A 20,770-nucleotide genomic window follows, 5' to 3' on the forward strand; every position below is an offset into this window, starting at 1 on the left:
TTCAAACTAATCATTAAATCATTTAACAATACTTGTAGTAGTAAAGTAGCTTGATAAAAGAAAAAACGATAGGATAATAAATATATTATTTATTTAAACAAGCTTAAATTAATTTTAAACAGAACGGCTGATATTATTACAATGCAAATTATTTTTTATTATTATTGATGAGTTGATAATCAACATGTTGAATAGGATATTGCTGTTATATATGTTCAAATTGGCTTAATTTCTTCAATAAATCGGTGACGTTCGTGACATTAAATTTATTGAATACTTTTTTCTTAAATGTACTGACAGTGGTAGGTTTTATCTGTAAGATAGACGCGATTTCTTTAGTCCATTTTCCTTCAACTATAAGTTTTAAGACTTCTAATTCACCTTTTGTTAAACTTTCGATCGGATTGTCAACCATTTTTTCGCTCTTACCATTCAGTTTATTCAACATAAGCTGGTTCACTTTAGAGCTTACATATTTCCCCCCCTCCAGTAAGACAGAAATCGCTACATTAAATTCAGTATATGGATCATGTTTGGATAAATAGCCATCCGCCCCTGCAGTGATGTAAGGAATAGCATATACTTCTTCGTCTAATCCAGAGTATACGAGAATAAGTATATCGGGTTTTAAAGATTTAATTAATTGAATCATCTGACTTTTAGGCGAACCTGGCATGACGATATCAAGTACAATTAGATCTACTGAATGCTCACTCAGCGCTTGAATGACAGCTGGAAACGTTTGACATAGAATTACGGTAGCTTCAGGTAAAATTTCCTCCAACTGCAACTGAAGTCCTTTTAAAACAATGGTGTGATCATCGGCAAGTAATACGGTCATCGTTATCTGGTATTGAGTAAAACAAATATCGATTCTACAAAGTAAAATACATAATTAAATTATTACTTAACTATTTTACTATATGACATTACAGAAAAATAAATGTTTATAACGTAACTGTATGCCAGAATACTCTGTTTATTAATTGAAGGAAACATATAAAGATAAACAATAGTTAATGGTTATTAAATTTTTTTATAAATAGAATTATTACTATTCTCTTTTTAGTACGTATTCTATGTAAATTTTACGTAATTCGATTTCATATTAGGAGCAGACGAGCTAAGTTTGATCATCATAAAGTGTAACCTTTTCAATATACCCTATCATAAATTTTGTAATGTTAATGTTACCGAATTTAAATTATTTAAAATATAAAGTTGACTTTTTGTCTACTGCTATTGCTATATGAAATCACTATTTTTAATGTTAATTCCATTTAGTTTTTTTAGTTCGCTACTCATACGAACTGGTAAATATATAGGGACTTAACAAGTTATCATGTGTAGTTGCCTCTTTAAAAATCCGTAAGAAGAAAGTTTTTTTATAACTAAATCAAACAAACTAGCGCTTATGGGCGATTAGTTAAATTCAAGGAGACAAACCAATTTATACCTGGAACGTACCGCGTGTAGTCTATACATTTCTTTAGTGTATCCCTACTGCACTTACTTATGACAACTCAAACCACCTGGAAATTTTGATAGGTTAAAATTGGGGCTCAGTCCAGTCTGAAACCCGTCTTTTAGCGTCTAATTGATTCTGGTGAATAAACTCGGAAATCCCCAGTTTATAAGTTCACACCGTCACACTTTCAAATTATATTTTACCATGAAGATTAAAAACTATGTTATTGCTAACTTCAATAGCGCAGATGCCTTACAGCTCAAAGAGCTTATTGATCCAATGTCTTTTTTACAGTCAGTGGGTACAACGTCAACGTTAGAAGAAACTATTGAGGTATTGAGTAATCAATCGGTTGATTTTGTGTTTTTAGACTTGGATCAATCGCCAAAACTGGCTCTTGAGTTGCTCCAGTATAGTATTAATTTTCCACCCGTCATTATTACTAGCAATTCTCCTGAATATGCGGTTGAATGCTACGAAATTGGAAAAGCAAGCGATTACATACTCAAACCATTTGCTTATAATCGATTATTCGTCGCAATAAATAGAGCACTAGGTCAGAAACCGGATGAGAACTTAGATTTCATTTTCCTGAAAATGGGCCGCAAAATACAACGCTTTGAGCTAGAATCAATTTTGTATGCCGAAGCATACGGCGTTTATACTAAAATATATTGCGAGAATAATAAATACGTCATTAATGAACGGCTGCTGGAGTTGGATAAGATGCTGCCATCGAACATGTTTACCAGGGTTCACAAGTCCTACATTATTAACATTACGAAAATGTCTAGCTATGATAAAAATAGCTTTTATCTCGGGCAGGAGAAGATACCCATTGGAATTTCATTCCGCTCAAAATTCGATGGATTAATGGGCCGTTTTGATAACGATGTTATGTCATCTAATAAGCTCACTACTATTAATTGATGAGCTATCGATTCAATCTTTCGCAAGCCGCTAGTATAGTAGTCCTAAAATAAATCGCACACCTAAACAGAAGTTCTTATAAAATAAATCTATATTAATCAAGACCACCCCTTTTCGTGATACCACAATCAATTCGGGATGTCACGTAAAGAGGTGGTCTAACTAGTGAATGCCTGTCGGTGCTCTCTGAATTTTACGTTACAGTATAAATTGAGCTGACTAAGCCTTACAAGGCACCTTTTATCATAGTAAGAACACTATTGATTTGCGTCTTTACGGCCGGTTCCGTCGCTTTTGCCGTCATGGTGTTTTTATTCAGGTTACTAACACTTGCTAAGGCGCTTGAAATCAGGGACTGGCCTGTCGATTTTGTTTTTCCGCCAAGGAGTGAAAGGGCTGTACTTACTGTATTCAAACCGCTTGTTAATTGGCTGGCTTTACCAAGTAGAGATCCCGCCGATAAGATTCCCTCGAGCTGATTTCCACCAGAGGCAAGTTTGGCTAAATTGACGGCCTTCCCTAATGTTCCACTGCCTAAGGCACCCGTAGGAATCAAGGGTAGCAAAGCTTTTAGCGTAGCAACCTGAGCCAGCACTTTATCTTTAAATGAAGTTGGTTTTTGCTGTACGGAAGCCTCCAGTCCTGCTATCCCAGCTTTGAGTTCCTGGGATGTTGTCGCTTTATCTTCTTTTTTCAGGGCTGTGAGGGCATTATCCAGATGTTGTAAAGATGCACTGTCTGGTAAGCTTGTAAAAAGGGGGGAACCCTCCGGCAAAACCGTTTGCCTAATGACCATAGGCGCATCGAGCCGTCGTGAAGCTGGCCGCCCTTTTCCATAGCCAGCCGTTGTCATAACCAACAGTAAACAAAGGAAATAGGAGGAAGCAGGTAAAATAATAGGAGCGGGTTTCATAAGAAGTTGTATGGTTTCTGCTTAGATACTCAAGTAGTTGAGAACGAAAAAATGTCTGGAATACCTACCTAATCTACGGCATCCAGCTTTACTTTTTCTGGTAACCTCTCGGCTGTATCAAATAAGCCTTTCCACGTCATTGCGGCTAGAATACCCCCTAGAATTGGTGCGACGATAAATAACCACAATTGATGAAGAGCCAGCCCACCGGCAAAGAGGGCAGGGCCGAAACTACGGGCGGGATTGACCGAAGTTCCTGTAATGGGAATAGCTACCAGATGAATAAGTACCAGGGTTAAACCAATGGCCATGCCAGCCATGGTGCTGTTTGCCCACCGGTCAGTGGTTTGAAAGATGACCAGTATGAAGAGAAAGGTCAGCACGGCTTCTGTTACAAAGGCAGAGGCTGTATTGTAGCCGCCTAAATAGCCCTGGCCCCAGCCATTAGCTCCCAGGGCCCATTCACCCATAGCAAAACCAGGTTTGCCAGACTGGATTAAATACAGTAAGGCTGATGCCAGGGTGGCTCCCGTGAATTGGGCTGTTATGTATCCGGCTGCATGATTCCCTTTTATCTTACCCGCAATGAACATGGCGATCGTAATGGCTGGATTGATATGACAGCCTGAAATGGGGCCAATGGCATAAGCCATAACGACAACCGTTAAGCCAAAAGCTAGTGCGATACCCAGTAGGCCGATACCTGTTGGCCCTGTGGATGAGATACCTGAAATAACTGCAGCCCCGCAACCCAGCAGAACTAAAGAAAAGGTTCCGAAAAATTCAGCAAAGTACTTTTTCATGCGCTAAGGGGTAATTGGAAATTTAAGACATGTTGGACGCGCAAATTGTACAAAGTAACGGTAGCCAGTTGCACTTTTAATTTATAGACTGGTAGAGGGTTTTCTTAGTCAAAACAAGTTGCTGATAATCAAGGTATATTATTCATATTGAATCATTGATGTCGGATAGGGAATTGGGGACGGCTGGCAAGAATATATTGTTTTTTTTTGCGTTGGTTTGAGCCGTTTTATACAGTATACTGTCATCAATGAATAAGGTAAATGGATAGTGTATAGGAACGTATTTAGTTAGGATATAAAATGCGTAGAGCTTATAGAAATTTATGGTTATTTCCTTGAAAAGAAGGCTACCCTATTTTTAGGAATACTCATGAATTTATAGATAATTAAGCTATTTATATTGAAAATATACGCTTTAGCAATACCGGCACAACGCTGGCTATTAATTGGCAAAATTCTTGTAAAGAGTCTATCAAAAATTTTGCCAATTAACCATTGATAAAATTAGTATATAGATATATACACCAAATCGGGTTCCGTTTTCTAGCTCAATTAGACTTTTCATGTGCTCAGTACGTAGTTAATGTCATTGAATTGTGAGTTCATGTAAGTTTGGCCGCATTCAAAAAAATATTTTTCGTAGAGATTACAGCCTTAAGGCGGTGTAAGGAAAATTACATGTATTAAAAAGCAATTTGAAGTGATTAAAAGCCAATTTCATTGTTTTGGGCTATGTTTTTAGCCCCTATTACAAGACGAGTCAATGAATTTGCGTCTTAAGTTTTCAAATCGTGGAGCTACCTGAACATGTATATAAAGTTTGCCACACGTGTCTGGTCATCGATCAACACGTTTGGTTAAACTATATAAAATCAGCCAGCGGGTTATTATATCAACGGATTGTTATCCTAATGACAAATGCCTGTTTATAGCTCAATGATTAGGCATACTTATTATAGATTAAGTCAATGCTGTTGTGAGGGTATTCATCTAAAGTCTTTTAAAATTAACCGCTGATAATTTGCTGATATTTTACGCCTTACTCTTATGAAAGTATATATACACGTTCTCCAGGCATTGCTGTGTGCATTGTATGAGTGGCCATTGCCACTTTATTCCCACGTAAAAGTTAGTTCGTTACTAATCTACAATAGACCCACATTAAGGCGATTGAGACTACTCATCGAGAAAAAAGACGAGTCAAGATCTGTACTTGTCAAAAAATTGAGTATGCCTTTGTCGGACCGATCATCAACCGTATTCTTTAGCCTGGGTTTATGGTTATTATATAGGAAGTAGCCACGGCAATTAGTCTTTAAGCTCAGTTCTGGGCTCTCTCAATTCTCCTCTGAAATCCAATCAATTTATAGTCTATACGTCAGGATGGCAATCTCGCTGATTGCCTGCTTTGGGAAATAGCAATTCCATCCCATGGACTGGTGGTTTTTTCCAAACCTGAATACAGGAATAGTTACCCCAATTATCCAGCGGGTTCCACTTGATTACGCAGCAAAATAGAACTCTTGAAAACTTCCTCAAACGATCAGAGATCAGCCCGATAGGGGCTGGTGGGGAAGTTGATAATGTATTTACGCTTGGTGTTTTTTAGACCCCCTAGCACAGACCATATGAACGATAACGTTTACCACCGAAAAGGTAAGTTGCAGCTGTTTATTGACCAGAAGGTTACGTCTTCACTACAATGGATAGGCGGTCTACGGAATAGCCTGGCTATATGGTTAGCTTACGTAGTCTTGCTCGGGCTGTCTACAATGACGGCTTTTGCTCAGTGTCCTCCTGCTACCCCAACGTCTACAACAACGGCATCGTATTGTTCGACGCCGAACGGGAGTATCACCATTACAAGTATTCCGGCTGCGCAACAATCGTTGTACCAATTCAGTATCGATGGGGGAGCAACCTATCAGAACTCTCCTACATTCCTCAATCTGGCAGCGGGAAATTACCAAACGCGGGTCAAACATATAGCGCAAGGTTGTCAGTCGGCCATTGTGACTCGACCAGTTGGTCAGACCGCAGCTCCCGCTTCGACGTTGATAACCTCTAGTTCGGCAAACGTAACGAGCTGTACGGCTCCGGATGGAAAAATTACCTTCTCGGCCCCACTGGCAGGATACGACTACAGCGTCGATGGGGGCGCTACGTTCCAGGCGTCGCCTGCCTTCACGGGCTTAGCCGTGGGCACTTACAAGTTGGTTATCCGCAGTACGGTAACGGGCTGTGCCTCGTTGACCACAACCGCTGCCAGCCGAACCTTGACGCTGATCGGCGCCCCCAGCTCCCACACCACCACTTCGACGCCTACCTACTGTACGACCAACAACGGCAGCATCACCTTCTCCAACACCGCCCCCAAGGCACGGACCAGCTACGAGTTCAGCATCGATGGGGGCGCGAGTTATCAGTCTTCGTTCACGTTTCTGAACCTGGCCGCGGGCACTTATAGCACCCGCATCCGGGATATTGCTACCGGTTGTGAGTCGACCACCCTCAGTCGGGCTGTCTCCCTGACCGCTGCTCCCGCTTCGACTACGATAGCCGTCAATTCGGCAAACGTAACGAGCTGTACGGCTCCGGATGGAAAAATTACCTTCTCGGCCCCTCTGGTAGGATACGACTACAGCGTCGATGGGGGCGCTACGTTTCAGGCGTCGCCCGCTTTCACGGGCTTAGCCGTGGGCACCTACAAGTTGGTTATTCGCAGTACGGTAACGGGCTGTGCCTCGTTGACCACAGCCGCTGCCAGCCGAACCTTGACGCTGATCAACGCTCCCAGCTCCCACACCACCACCTCGACGGCTACCTACTGTACGACCAACAACGGCAGCATTACCTTCTCCAACACCGCCCCCAAGGCACGGACCAGCTACGAGTTCAGCATCGATGGGGGCGCGAGTTATCAGTCTTCGTTCACGTTTCTGAACCTGGCCGCGGGCACTTATAGCACCCGCATCCGGGATATTGCTACCGGTTGTGAGTCGACCACCCTCAGTCGGGCCGTCTCCCTGACCGCTGCTCCTGTTTCAACCACCATAGCCTCTAGTTCGGCAAACGTAACGAGCTGTCAGGATCCGAATGGAAGCATTACTTTTACCGCCCCTCTGGCAGGATACGACTACAGCGTCGATGGGGGCGCTACGTTTCAGGCGTCGCGCATTTTCACGGGCTTAGCCGTGGGCACCTACAAGTTGGTTATCCGCAGTACGGTAACGGGCTGTGCCTCGTTGACCACAGCCGCTGCCAGCCGAACCTTGACACTGATCAACGCCCCCACCTCCCACACCACCACTTCGACGCCTACCTACTGTACGACCGACAACGGCAGCATTACCTTCTCCAACACCGCCCCCAAGGCACGGACCAGCTACGAGTTCAGCATCGATGGGGGGGCAAGCTATCAGTCTTCGTTCACGTTTCTGAACCTGGCCGCGGGCACCTATCGTACCCGCATCCGGGATATTGCTACCGGTTGTGAGTCGACCACCCTCAGCCGGGCCGTCTCCCTGACCGCTGCTCCCGTTTCAACTACCATAGCCTCTACAACGACGGCTGTAACGAACTGTACGGCCGTTAACGGAGGTATTACTTTCACGGCACCGCTGTCGGGCTTCGAGTATAGCGTCGATGGGGGCGCTACGTTCCAGGCGTCGCGCATTTTCACGGGCTTAGCCGCGGGCAGCTACAAGTTGGTTATCCGCAGTACGGTAACGGGCTGTGCCTCATTGACCACGGCAGCTGCCACCCGTACCTTAGTGATTAGCGGAGCCCCTGCCGCTCCTACCGGTACCGCAACGACATCCAGTTGTACACTGGCGACGGGTACCATTAACTTCTCGACTCCCACCCCCACGACTAACTTTTTGTATAGTGTAAATGGAGGGACAACCTTTGGGGGCGCTAATCAGGTTTCATTCGATTCCTTGAGCCCAGGCGTATATACTACGGTTGCGCAAAGCAGAACCACGGGTTGTATATCGGCCACCCGGGCAATCACAGTTCAACCGGCTCTCACCGTTTCTACCCCAGCCGCTACGTTGTTTCGGCCAACCGACTGTAACAATCCGAACGGAAGCATCACCTTTACGAGCCCAGCGTCATCGCCACCGGCCAATATTTATGCCTACAGCATCGATGGGGGAGAAACATTCGGGGATGCTGCCTCAACCGTATATGGTGGGTTACTGCCTGGAGTTTATCAATTACAAGCCATACAATTGAACACGGGTTGTGTGTCAGCGGTGAATTCCGTCACGCTGGTGGAGAACCCTGCGGTGGGGAACCCCGTGAGTACAGTGGCCAATATGTCGGAATGTAATCCGACGGGAGGAGCCATTACGTTTACATCACCTGCCCCCCTGACAAATTACCAATTCAGCATCGACGGTGGACAGACGTTTGGGCCAGCCAACCAATTCACGTTCAGTAACCTCACCGTCGGTACGTATCAAACACTGGCGCGACTGATCTCGTCAGGCTGTGCTTCCGATACCGTGGTGAAAGTACTAAGCTATAACCTGGCCGCCGTGTCGCTGACGGTAACCGCTCAGAATCAGGATCCTTGTCTGACAACGAATGGGTCGGTATCCATTGCCGCCAGCGGGGGAACGGGCGTGTATGAGTACAGTCTGAATGGGGGACAAACGTATGCGAATTTAACCAGTAATCCGTTGGTCGTCAATAATTTATCGACCGGGAATTACATCGTTGTCGTTCGGGATAAAGCAAACATAGTCTGTATTGATCAGGAGGTTGTCTCGCTTGAGGCCGCCAATTGTCCGGTACCAATTCCCTTGGTAAGAGACTAGCGACCGGATTACTCAACTTAACATGAATTGAGGGCGAAGCCAACTACTCAACGCTTTCCCGTAAGCCTGAAAGCGCCAAACGATCAAAAAATATGCGTTCAATCGGTTACTCTATAGTGGACAAACAGGTACGCCAACTAGACGGACTAGTGCAAGTCACCCGGAAAGATGATCAGAGTCTGTCCGATAAGGTTTGTTTGCCCGGTAAATCGGGAGGCTATTTAGGTCAGCGAAAGCCGCAAACCAATCTGACAGCGCTGGGCCGCTCGTTGCGGTGCTGGCTGTGTCTGTTGGCTATGTTGACAGTGGCTGCTGGCTCCAGCGTATATGCCGACGGTACCGCCAATATTGTCGGATCAACCAATGGGACAAATCTAAATCAGCTTTACTACGCCTACGCGAATGCGGGTGAATACATTAATTACTCCTTTACCACTGGAACACCGCCTAATAGTGGTGGCACGCCAAACACGGTCACGATCAAGTTTTATTCGCCGACTGGTTTATACACGAGTAGGACGATGACGGCCCAAGGCCAAACCGTCACAGGAGCCATTCCGGTAACGGCAGCCACCGTCGGTATCTGGACCATTTCTATGGAATTTTCCCCCCAAGGTGGAGCACTCTTCCTAAGCCCCTATAACATCGACGTAACAACGACGACGGCTGCATCCAGTCGAATCAATGGACGGGTATATTCAGAATCCTACTGGATGATACAAACTAGTGGTCTGGCTAATATCAACATGTATATGATCAGTGAGTTTGGCTATAAATACTCCGTAGTGCTCAAGAACTATAATGGGATTGGTTCGCGGATACAAACCACGCGCTATGGTGTTCGAAAACAAAATGAGTGTACATCGGTCTATAAAAGCGTTGATGCTGTTTCACCTTATACAACTGGTACGGAGTGTGGCGGTATCTATAAGCAATTCTTTACGCCCATCAGCGCTGCCTTGCCGGCATCAGCGCCACGGTACGACCTCGCACTAGGGCAAACCGTATCGGAATGGCTACAACCCCCCGTTGCCGGCGATCCAACGATCAACGGCTTAACGTATACGCCATCGACCATTGGTAATCCCGCAGCCGGCACCTTTACCGCCAGCATAGCCAACTATGCCGGTAACGCTAGATTACAAATCGATGTTAACAATAACGGAGTATATACCGATGCCATCGATCGATCGATACCGTTCAACGTACAACTGGGAGCCAACACCATTAATTGGGATGGCATAAATGGACAGGGGGGCATCGTAGCTTGCGGCACTAACCTCCGGGCTCGCATCTTTATTGACAAAGTCGCCGAAATTCATTTTACGTTTCTGGATGTTGAAGTATTTGGGGGACTTACCGTCACACGAACCAATGGTCCTGGCGCCCCCAATTCGACCATCTACTGGGATGATACGAGTCTCAGCACCGCAAACCGGACGCTGACGAGCCCGCTGAGCGCTACCGCCGGAATAAACAGTAACACGACGAACGGCGTACATGGTTGGCCAAATGTAACACCAGCCCAAAGCGCTGCCGGATTCCAGCAATGGGGAAATAACCGGTACATCGATAGTTGGACGAATTTACCCAATGCGTCGGCTCAGGCAGAAATCCCCTTTACGGTTGCCTGTGATTTTGGCGATGCTCCGGACAGCTACGCAACGCTCAGCGGCAGTAACGGGGCCGCCCATAAGCCCACAGCCACGCTATACATCGGTGCGCTTGCGGCCGATGGCGAATCCAATGGGCAACCGACGGGTACCTTGGCCAATGGGGACGATACCAACGGCATCGATGATGAAGATGGCCTGACAACGGCACCTCCCGTGCTGGTCGAATGTTCTGACGTATATAGCCTGACGGTAGAGGTTACAAACACAACGGGACAGACGGCGTATGTCCGCGGCTGGGTGGACTTTAACCGGAACGGCACCTTCGATACGGGCGAGTTTACCAGCGTGAATTTACCCTACGATGCAGCCAATCCTTCGCAGGTGGCAACCCTGACGTGGGGTAATCTGGGTACCCTGGGGCTAAAGGCCGGACAAAGCTATATTCGCTTACGGGTCAGCACAACGAATTTTGTTTCGCCCACGGGTACCTTATTCGATGGGGAGGTGGAGGACTATCCCGTATCCATACTACCCGCGATTACGTTTAACGCCTTGGCAACCGATGCCAGTAGCTGTTCGGTGACTGACGGCTCGGTGACCATAACGGCTACCGGGAGCACAGGCAGCTATGAATATAGTTTGAACGGAGTCGATTTTACCCCGTTTGCCAGCCCGTATACGATTCCCAATCTGGGTAGAGGAGGCTATCGGATTACGGTGCGGGATCGTAATTTCTTAAGTTGCTTGGGCGATACCATCATTAATGTTAAGGCACCGGGTTGCTGCGATTTTTTCGACAATCAAACCATCACCGGTACGCCATTCAATCCGGGTACGGGGATAACGGTTCAATACGTTTTGACCAACAGTGCCGGACAAATTGTATCGGTACAAAGCACCCCTAGTTTCCCAGCCCAGCAGATCGGTGATTATTACATATATACGCTGGCGTACGACACATCCAGTCCAGCCCCAACGGGCGTGACGGTCGGTCAGAATGTGAGTGGCATCACAGGCTGCTGTTACCGGCTTTATCCGCCTGATCCGATCACGGTCTGTGGTTGCCCAACGTTTACATTGCTTGATGCCAGCTACCAGGTTTGTGCAGGCCAACAACTGCCTCAGTTACGCATCGGAACAACGGCCGTAGCCCCGAGCCAGGTGGAGTTCGTTTACTTTACAACGCAGCAAACGACGGCAGCCGCCGTTTATGGAACCCCTACCGGCGTATTGGGAGCCGCTGCGCCCGTGAGCAACACGGCTACGCTGAGCAATGTGGATGTGCCAGGCGCACCGGGGACCTATTACGTTTATGCGCGGATTACCCCTGTACCGGCGGATGCGAACTGCCGACCCTTTGCCGAAATTCCACTAAGTGTATCGGCCTGTTGTGCCCTGACCGGTACAATTGATGGCACGACAACGATCTGTTCGGGGGAAGACATCACGTTAACGGCTACCTCCGACGGGGCAACAGGTACCTTGAGCTATCAGTGGACAGGTCCTAATAATTTCTCCACAGTAACCACAACCCCGTCCGTCACCATTCCGAATGCAACGACGAGTAATTCGGGGAGCTATACCGTGGTCATCACCGATAACGGAGCGACCAATTGCTCGGTTGCCGATGTGATTACGATTCTCGTTCGGCCAGCCATAGCCGTAACGGCCAGCGCGAATAGTGCGACTGTTTGTGCCGGTTCTCCGCTGACTCTATCGACCAGCGTAATACCAGTGGCCGGTACCTATACATACGCCTGGACCGGTCCAAATAACTATACGGACAGTGGAGCCACCCCAACGGTATCGGCAGCGGCAACGGTTAGCCAGAGTGGTACCTATACGGTAGTGGTGACCGATGCCAATGGGTGTTTAGCTACGGCGACGGTAACTGTTTCGGTAACCAACTGTTGCGCTAACTACACCTTGAACCAGATCGTAACCAGTGCCCACTGCGGTCAGTCCGATGGGGGAGCGACGGTAACGGTCAGTGGTGGCACGGCTCCCTATGTTTATGCCTGGAGTACAGGCGCATCGACCAGTTCCGTAAGCGGGCTAGCTCCGGGAAGCTACTCGGTAATGGTCACGGATGCGGCTGGCTGTAGCGCCAGCACGACGGTGACCGTTGGCAACGTGGCCGGTCCTCAGCTAGCGGTGCTTTCAACAACCCCCGCCACCTGTTTGGGAGCGACGGGTGCAGCTAGTGTCACCGCAACGGGAGGAACAGCTCCTTACACATACCTGTGGAGTACAGGAGCGACCACATCCAGTGTGAGTGGTCTGGTGACGGGTACCTACAGTGTGAGCGTGACGGATGCCAGTGGATGCCGGGATGTCTTGCCCGTAGTAATTAACAGTGTACCAGGTAGTCTGACCAGCACGGTAGCCAGCACGCCTTCGGCCTGTGGCCAGGCGACGGGCACGGCGACTGTAACGGCCAGTGGTGGTACAACTCCCTATACGTATCTGTGGAGCAATGGGGCCACAACCAATAGTCTGACCGGGTTAGTGGCAGGCGTCTATAGTGTGACGGTGACCGATGCCAACGGGTGTGTAAGCACCGGCAGTGTGACTATCAGTGATCAGTCTGGGCCGAGTGTGGTAGTAAGCGGCACAGCCGTGAGCTGTAACGGTACGAACACGGGTAGCGCCAGGGCGGTAGTCAGTGGTGGCACAGCTCCGTATACATATCTGTGGAGCAACGGCGCTTCAACTAGTATCGCCAGTGGATTGGCGGCTGGTAATTATAATGTAGTGGTCACCGATGCCAATGGCTGTAAGGTGAGTGGGACGGTGAGCCTGACTCAGCCCGCGGTGATTGTCTCGGAGTTATCGGCCAGCACCATTGCCTGTGGCAGTACGACGGGCAGCATCACGGTGGTGAGTGTGGTAGGGGGTACAGCTCCTTACTCGTACGGGTGGAGTAACGGTGCTACGAGCCAGAACCTGGTGGGTGTGGCGGCTGGGCCCTATAGTTTGACGGTGACCGATGCCAATGGGTGTACCGCTGAGGGTACGGCCACGCTGGTACTGCCCACCAATTGCTGTTCGCTGACGGCCACAGGGGGTACTCCCATCGTTGCTTGTGCGGGAAGTCCGCTAACGCTGACGGTAACGGCGGGCAACAGCACCACGGCAGCCGTGGCAACGCCATTGACTTATGCTTGGAGTGGTCCTAACAGTTTTACCGCGACTGTCGCGAATCCAACCCTTACTCCGGTGGCTGCCTCGGCAGGCGTTTACAGTGTAACGGTGACCGATGCATCAGGTTGTTCGGCTACAGCGACGGTGACTGTCTCCGTGAGCAATTGCTGCGCCAACTTCGCTTTAAATCAAATTACGAGTAATGCTCACTGTGGTCAGTCGGATGGTGGAGCCACCATCACCGCTACGGGTGGCACCGCACCGTACACCTATGTGTGGAGCACCGGGGCCAGCACCAGCGTGGTCAGTGGATTAGCCCCGGGCAGCTACTCGGTAACTGTCACCGATGCAATCGGATGTAGCACCACGGCTCTGGTGACGATCGGCAATACGGGTGGTCCTCAACTAGCGATCGTTTCAACAACCCCGGCCACCTGTTTGGGAGCCACGGGAGTTGCTAGTGTGACGGCAACGGGAGGAACAGCTCCTTACACATACCTGTGGAGTACGGGTGCAACTGGCACTAGTCTCAATGGCGTTGTCGCTGGTACGTATAGCGTTACCGTTACAGATGCGGCAGGCTGTCGCGACATAATTCCGGTAACGATCAACAGCGCGCCGGGCAATCTGACGAGCACGGTAGCTAGTACGCCTTCGGCCTGTGGCCAGGCGACGGGCACGGCGACCGTAACGGCCAGCGGTGGCACCACTCCCTATACGTATCTGTGGAGCAATGGGGCCACAACCAATAGTTTGACCGGGTTAGTGGCAGGCGTCTATAGCGTAACGGTGACCGATGCCAACGGGTGTGTAAGCACCGGCAGTGTGACTATCAGTGATCAGTCCGGGCCGAGTGTGGTAGTAAGCGGCACAGCCGTGAGCTGTAACGCCACCAACACAGGCAGTGCAGTAGCGCTGGCCAGTGGAGGTACGGCTCCCTATACGTATCTATGGAATACAGGAGCGGCTACTGCCAGTATCAGCGGGTTGAGTGTCGGTACCTACAATGTGGTGGTGACCGATGCCAATGGCTGTAAAGTGAGTGGAACGGTGAGTCTGACTCAGCCAGCGCCGATAGTCGCTGAGTTGTCGGCCAGCACCATTGCCTGTGGCAGCACGACGGGATCGATCACAATAGCGAGTGTGGTGGGTGGCACAGCTCCTTATACGTATCTGTGGAGTAACGGTTCAACGAGCCAGAACCTGGTGGGTGTGGCGGCTGGTCCGTATAGTGTGACCGTGACGGATAGTCAGGGATGTACGGCTCAAGGTACGGCCACCCTGGTATTACCTACCAATTGCTGTTCGTTAACAGCAACAGCAGGTAATCCAATCGTTGCGTGTGTGGGAAGTCCGCTAACGCTGACAGTAACGGCGGGCAATAGTACTACAGCTACCTTGGCAACACCACTGACCTATGTTTGGACGGGACCAAATGGGTTTACGGCTAGTATTGCCAATCCGATTTTGGCACCGACGGCCTCTTCGGCGGGCGTCTACAGTGTAACGGTGACCGATGCACTCGGTTGTACTGCCGTTGCCAGCTTGAGTGTTACGGTAACTAATCAACCCAATGCGGGCGAGGATAAGATCCTGTCCCTTTGTAATAACGAGACACTTGATTTGTCGACCTACGTACCCGCTGGCGGATCGTTTACCGCTCTTAGCGGGTCGCTGACAGGTAGTGTTTTCAATGGTATTGCTTCCGGTGCAGGCTCCTATACCGTTATCTATTCGGTGGGTGGTACGGGTTGCCCGGTAGACCAGGCCTTCCTTACCATTTTGGTTCGAGATTGTACGCCACCGCTTTGTAATTACCCGATCAGTGCTGGTGTGATTGATGCCACCTGCGGAAATAGCGACGGTTCAGCGATGGTTTCGCTGGGTGGTTTACCGGCAGGCGCGACCACCGGATTTGCCTGGAGTAATGGAAAAACCGGACCTTCGGTTTCCGGACTTGCTGCAGGTGTCTACAGCTTAACGGCAACCGTGACCACCACCAGCGGTGTTTGTCAGGTCATTGATAGTGTACAGGTCAATGATATTAGCGGACCCGTCGCGGAAATTAATCTGATTACCGCTGCGGATTGCCGGGGCAATAATGGAGCCGTTGCTATCGATATCACGACGGGTAATGGTCCGTTCATGATTTCGTGGAGCGGAGCGGCTACGGGTAGCCTGCCTAGTGCAGCACTTGGGGTAACGACCATACCCAACCTGGCACCCGGCTCGTATATTTTTAAGATCACCAGTACCAATAGTGACACCGCCTGTGCATCCTACCTGCCCATTACCATTCCTCAGAGTGATGGTGATCAGATTAGTGTGACGGCCGTACCAACCAACGCGACGGCTTGTGGCACAGCGACGGGTAGTATCGTCATTACCGCCATCCCGGCAGTGGGTGTTGCAGGACCTTTTTCCTACTCGCTCAATGGTATTGCGATCGGAACTTCTGCGTTACCAACGTTTACGGTCAATGGTCTGGCTGCCGGTGTATATACCGTTGGCGTGAGTAGTGCTGGTGGCTGTTCCGTGGCCAATGTTCCCGTGACGATTTTAGACCAAACGGCTCCGGCCATCACGGGTTGGAGCGCGGTCAATCCCCTTTGCCCCAGTGACAGAGGCCAGCTTGTTTTTGCCGGTGGTCAGCCGACGGCAACCTTCCTGATTCGGGAGGTTACGACAGGGGCTGTGGTAGGACCCACAACAGGTATCAGTGGGGCGTCATCGACGACACTGACCCTACCTGCCGGTACCTATAGTATTGAACAAACAGGAACAGCATCGAACTGTACATCCCTAACCACGGTGACCATCACTGTTCCGGAAGGGCTGAAGTTCAATGTTCAGTATACGAAAGTAAGCTGCGCTCCCGGTGGCGTAGCCAATAATGATGGGACCATTTCAATTGTCCAGATCACAGGGGGAACCGCGCCTTACTCAACCACCGTGTTGAATGCGCAGAACCAACTGATCGCGTCCAGTTCCCCAGATACCTATACGAACTTAAAACCGGGCGTTTATCAGATACGGGTACTCGATTCCAGAAGCTGTTTGGGCGTAGAAACCATCTTTGTGACGGTGCCGGATTGTCAGGTGCTGTGTCCGATTATTCCGATGAACACATTCGTGGTCGACGCCAATTGTACGGCCGCCGATGGACGGGCTGTTGCTCAACTTGGCAATCTGGACGTCAATGATGTCGACTATTTGTGGAGTAACGGATTCTCGGGAGCAAACACGAATGGCTTAGCGGCCGGGATATACTCGGTAACGGCCACCGTACTGACAGGTCCCTACGTGGGCTGCCCCTACGTGGAAACGATTAATGTCAATCAAATTGGTGGACCAATCGTATCACAGGGCATCATTAATCCATCAAGCTGTGCGGCTAGCACGGGAACCGTTGCCTTCAGCATCACAAGCGGTACGGGTCCATTTGCGGTTAGCTGGACAGGGCCGGTCAGCAGCACGAGAAGTGTTAATGGTACAGCGCCGTTCCAGTTTACCCAAACAGGGCTGGCTCCAGGTCTCTATACCTTCACCTTTACCAGTAGCAATTCAACCTGTAAGACGGTTCTGGACGTAACCATTCCGGTGTCGTCGAGTGGAAGCATAGCCCTAACTGCTACGCCGAATCCGGCGTCGAGTTGCGGTGCGCAGGATGGATCGATAAACCTGACTGCATCAGGAAGTGGCCCTGTCTACACGTACCTGATGAACGGAACATCCTTTACAACCGTATCCGCCAGCACGATTCAAATTCCTAGCCTCCCGGCAGGTGTATATACAGTAGGAGTTGTTAGCGGAGCCAATAGCTGTTCGACAACGACAACGGTGATTGTGCCCGAAACGGGTGCTCCCCCGGTTACGGGCTGGACATCTTTGAGCGCCTTGTGTGCCCAGGGTACAGGATCACTGACGTATGCGGGTGGCACCGGAACGGGTACCTACCGTATTCTCCTGGGAGGTACGCTGGTGGCTACGGTGCCCGAAAATACCACAGGGCCATTAGTGACTAACGTTCCGCAGGGAATCTATACCGTTGAGTACACAAATGGGACGTGTACTTCTTTCCGGAACTTTACCGTCGTAGGTCCTTCGGGGATTGACTTCAACGTGCAGTATATCGCTGAAACCTGCGGACCGGGTGGGGTTGGCAATGGCGACGGTACGCTGAATGTAATTCAAATCAACGGCGGCACGCCAGCCTATACGGTTTCCCTTATCAATAACCAGGGACAAACCATTGCTGGGGCCAGCCATTCGAATCTGGCAGCCGGTAATTACTTTGTATCGGTGGTCGATGCCAATGGTTGCCCAGGCAATCAAAATGCACTGGTTACGGTGCCACCCTGTCCGCTCAAATGCCCTCCGCTGGCGTTCAATTCATCGGTTATCGATAACCAGTGTGGAAGTGCCAATGGGGAAGCGACGGCTCAGCTACTGAATATTCCTAGCGGTGCCACGACCACCTATGTATGGAGTAATGGTCAAAATGGCCCGATTGCCAGTGGCTTAATGGCTGGAGTCTATTCGGTAACGGCTAACTTATTTGCTGACAATACGATTTATGCCGGTTGTCAATACGTAGATACGGTCAATGTCAATGATATCGGTGGCCCTGTAGCGACCATTCAGGCGACGGCGGCAGCAAGCTGTACGGCTTCAAATGGCTCAGTAGCCCTGAACATTCAGGGAGGTACAGGACCCTATTCTATTACATGGACAGGTGAAACGACAGGATCACAGTCGGCGACTAATCCGGGCTTAGTGAATATCACAGGCCTGAAAGCAGGTGATTATGTCTTTACCGTGTCGGGTGCCAACTCAACCTGTAAATCAGTCATTGATGTACACATCCAGAACCGCACACCGAACGGCTTCGTCTTGACGGTAACGCCAACCAATGTAAGCACTTGTGACGCGTCGGATGGTAAACTAACCATCAGCGTGTCCGGCGGTACGGGACCATTTACGTATAGTGTCAATGGGTATGTAAAAGGAATTAGTAGTGGCCGGTCCTTCACCGTTCAGGGATTACCTGCTGGTACCAACACGGTAACCGTGACGGATGCCAATGGCTGTGAGGTCACCAGAGAAAGCATTCTGATCAATCCTCCCGGACCGGCAGTCATTGCTGGCTGGACCAAAACGGATGCGCAGTGTCCACAGGAAAATGGTCTCCTTCAGTATGCTGGTTCAGGATCAGCGGCCGATGAATATGTAGTTACCATTGCAGGTACGGCTACCGAGATTGGCCGGACACCGGGCAACGTAGCAGCTACTTATACGGTACCCGGAGGAACGTATTTACTGACCCGGACCACATCGAGTTCTTGTGTATCGGTGACGACGATTATCGTCAACCAGCCGGATGGACTTGACTTTAATATTCAATACAATAATCCAGTCTGCCTTTCCCCCGCGTCTGGAAGTTTGACCGTTGTTCAGCCCGCGGGCGGCACAGCACCTTATTCATACACGATTACCGGCTCCCTGGGTGTTGTGTCTAATGCTGCATCCGTTTCCAATCTACTGCCGGGTAGCTATACCGTAACATTTGGGGATAGCCGAGGGTGTCGCTTCAGTGATGTGATAACGCTGACAACAGGTTCGAATTTAACCGTCACGGGCAGTGCCACACCCGGCCCCGTTTGTATTGATAGCCCGATTGCGCTCAATGCGACCGCAACGGGAGGGACGAATCCGCTTACCTATAACTGGAGTGGCCCGAATGGGTTTACAGGCAGTGGCCAGACTGTATCAGCGACGGCGGCTGTAACGGGTGCCTTTACGGTAGTGGTCACCGATGCAGTAGGCTGTTCGGCAACGGCAGTCACAGCACCTGTCACGGTAACCCTCTGTCAGGTTTGTCAGGATCCGGTGTTAACGGTACAGAGCCCCGTGTGTGATCCGGTAACAGGACTCGGTGTAGCCAGTTACTTCGTCAGTAACGGAGCCAGCGTTAGCGCGAATGTAGGTGTAGTATCAAATGGTCTAATCACGGGTATCCCGTCGGGTAGTCAGGTGATTGTGACAGCAACGAATGGTTGTGGCGAGATAAGCCGTACCGTAGTGACACCTGGAATTTGTACGACATGTACCCAGCCAATCAACTTGGTGACGGGTAATGCTGTCTGTGCAAACGGCATCAGCTATGTGGCCAGTGTAACAGCGACAGCCGGGGCAACAATCACCGCCTTCGGTGGTACTTATGCCAACGGGCAAGTAACGGGCACGGTGGGTAGCAGTGTGACGGTAGTCGCCAGTGTGGCAGGTTGTGCCTCCCAGACTCAGGTGATCGGCAGCCCAACCTCCTGTACTAACAACTGCCAGGAAGGTAATCCATTAGTAAGTATCTCTGGGCCTGTCTGCGATGGCAACGGCTCAACATACAGGGTGCAGTTCACGGCTCCTACGGGAGTCACGGTAACGGCCAGCGCCGGGGTGATCTCGGGTAATATAATCAGTGGAATTAGCTTAGGTACCTCGTTGACGCTGACAGCGGTGAGTAGCACATGCTCGCTGACCCAGGTAATACCGATCAGTGCCCCAACTTGTCCACCGGTGTGTCAGAATCCGGTGCTGACCGTGACGGGTCCGGTATGTGATCCGGTGACGGGCTTGAGCTCGGTGAGCTTTGTAGCCAGTGCGGGAGCGAGTGTGACGGCGAATGTGGGCGTGGTGAACGCGTTAGTGAATACCATCACGGGCCTCCCGGCCAACACGAATGTGGTGGTGAGTGCCAGCGTAGCGGGGGGTTGTGTAACGACCCGCACGGTGGTGACGGGAGCGGTGTGCACCACGTGTACGCAGCCCATCGCTCTGCAGACGGGCAACGCGGTGTGCGTGGATGGGGTGAGCTTTGTGGCCTCGGTGACGGCCAGCCCGGGAGCGACACTGGTGGCCCTGGGGGGTACGCTGGTAGGCAACCAGGTGACGGGCACGGTAGGCAGCAGCGTGACGGTGGTGGCCAGTCTGGCGGGCTGTGCCTCCCAGACCCAGGTGATCGGCAGTCCGGCCTCGTGTACGACTGTAGATCCGTGCCAGGCCGTCAACCCGCT

At 50.1% G+C, this 20,770-nt stretch carries 6 protein-coding genes; 3 read left to right on the forward strand and 3 right to left on the reverse strand.

Going from position 1 to position 20,770, the window contains the following annotated elements; all coding sequences use genetic code 11:
- Positions 1 to 205: 205 nt before the first annotated feature.
- A complete protein-coding gene (locus ACYU8Y_RS16050) occupies positions 206 to 841 on the reverse strand; it encodes a LuxR C-terminal-related transcriptional regulator (protein WP_460938982.1) in 636 nt (211 codons plus the stop codon).
- A gap of 831 nt (positions 842 to 1,672) precedes the next feature.
- Between ACYU8Y_RS16050 and ACYU8Y_RS16055 the strand changes: the two genes are divergently transcribed.
- On the forward strand, positions 1,673 to 2,398 hold the full coding sequence (locus tag ACYU8Y_RS16055; protein WP_460938985.1) for a LytR/AlgR family response regulator transcription factor: 726 nt from the start codon (positions 1,673 to 1,675) through the stop codon (positions 2,396 to 2,398).
- A gap of 226 nt (positions 2,399 to 2,624) precedes the next feature.
- On the opposite strand, the gene ACYU8Y_RS16060 is transcribed toward ACYU8Y_RS16055, so the two are convergent.
- Complete coding sequence (locus ACYU8Y_RS16060; RefSeq protein ID WP_460938987.1) at positions 2,625 to 3,311, reverse strand: hypothetical protein; 687 nt, start codon at positions 3,309 to 3,311, stop codon at positions 2,625 to 2,627.
- Between the two features lie 68 nt (positions 3,312 to 3,379).
- Positions 3,380 to 4,114: an aquaporin Z gene (aqpZ, locus tag ACYU8Y_RS16065; RefSeq protein ID WP_460938989.1), complete on the reverse strand. Its 735-nt coding sequence runs from the start codon at positions 4,112 to 4,114 to the stop codon at positions 3,380 to 3,382.
- Positions 4,115 to 5,742: 1,628 nt separating this feature from the next.
- Here aqpZ and ACYU8Y_RS16070 point away from each other — a divergent pair.
- Positions 5,743 to 8,940 carry a hypothetical protein gene (locus ACYU8Y_RS16070; RefSeq protein ID WP_460938991.1) on the forward strand — a complete coding sequence of 1,066 codons (3,198 nt, stop codon included), beginning with the start codon at positions 5,743 to 5,745 and terminating at the stop codon, positions 8,938 to 8,940.
- Positions 8,941 to 9,032: 92 nt separating this feature from the next.
- Positions 9,033 to 20,770: beta strand repeat-containing protein (locus ACYU8Y_RS16075; RefSeq protein ID WP_460938993.1), on the forward strand; the 11,738-nt coding region annotated here is incomplete at its 3' end.

The organism is Spirosoma humi (genome assembly GCF_054776575.1).

What these genes read in the sequence shown, in the direction of transcription:
- ACYU8Y_RS16050 (WP_460938982.1), bottom strand. Translation starts at nt 841, where the DNA reads ATGACCGTATTACTTGCCGATGATCACACCATTGTTTTAAAAGGACTT.
- ACYU8Y_RS16055 (WP_460938985.1), top strand. Translation starts at nt 1,673, where the DNA reads ATGAAGATTAAAAACTATGTTATTGCTAACTTCAATAGCGCAGATGCC.
- ACYU8Y_RS16060 (WP_460938987.1), bottom strand. Translation starts at nt 3,311, where the DNA reads ATGAAACCCGCTCCTATTATTTTACCTGCTTCCTCCTATTTCCTTTGT.
- aqpZ (WP_460938989.1), bottom strand. Translation starts at nt 4,114, where the DNA reads ATGAAAAAGTACTTTGCTGAATTTTTCGGAACCTTTTCTTTAGTTCTG.
- ACYU8Y_RS16070 (WP_460938991.1), top strand. Translation starts at nt 5,743, where the DNA reads ATGAACGATAACGTTTACCACCGAAAAGGTAAGTTGCAGCTGTTTATT.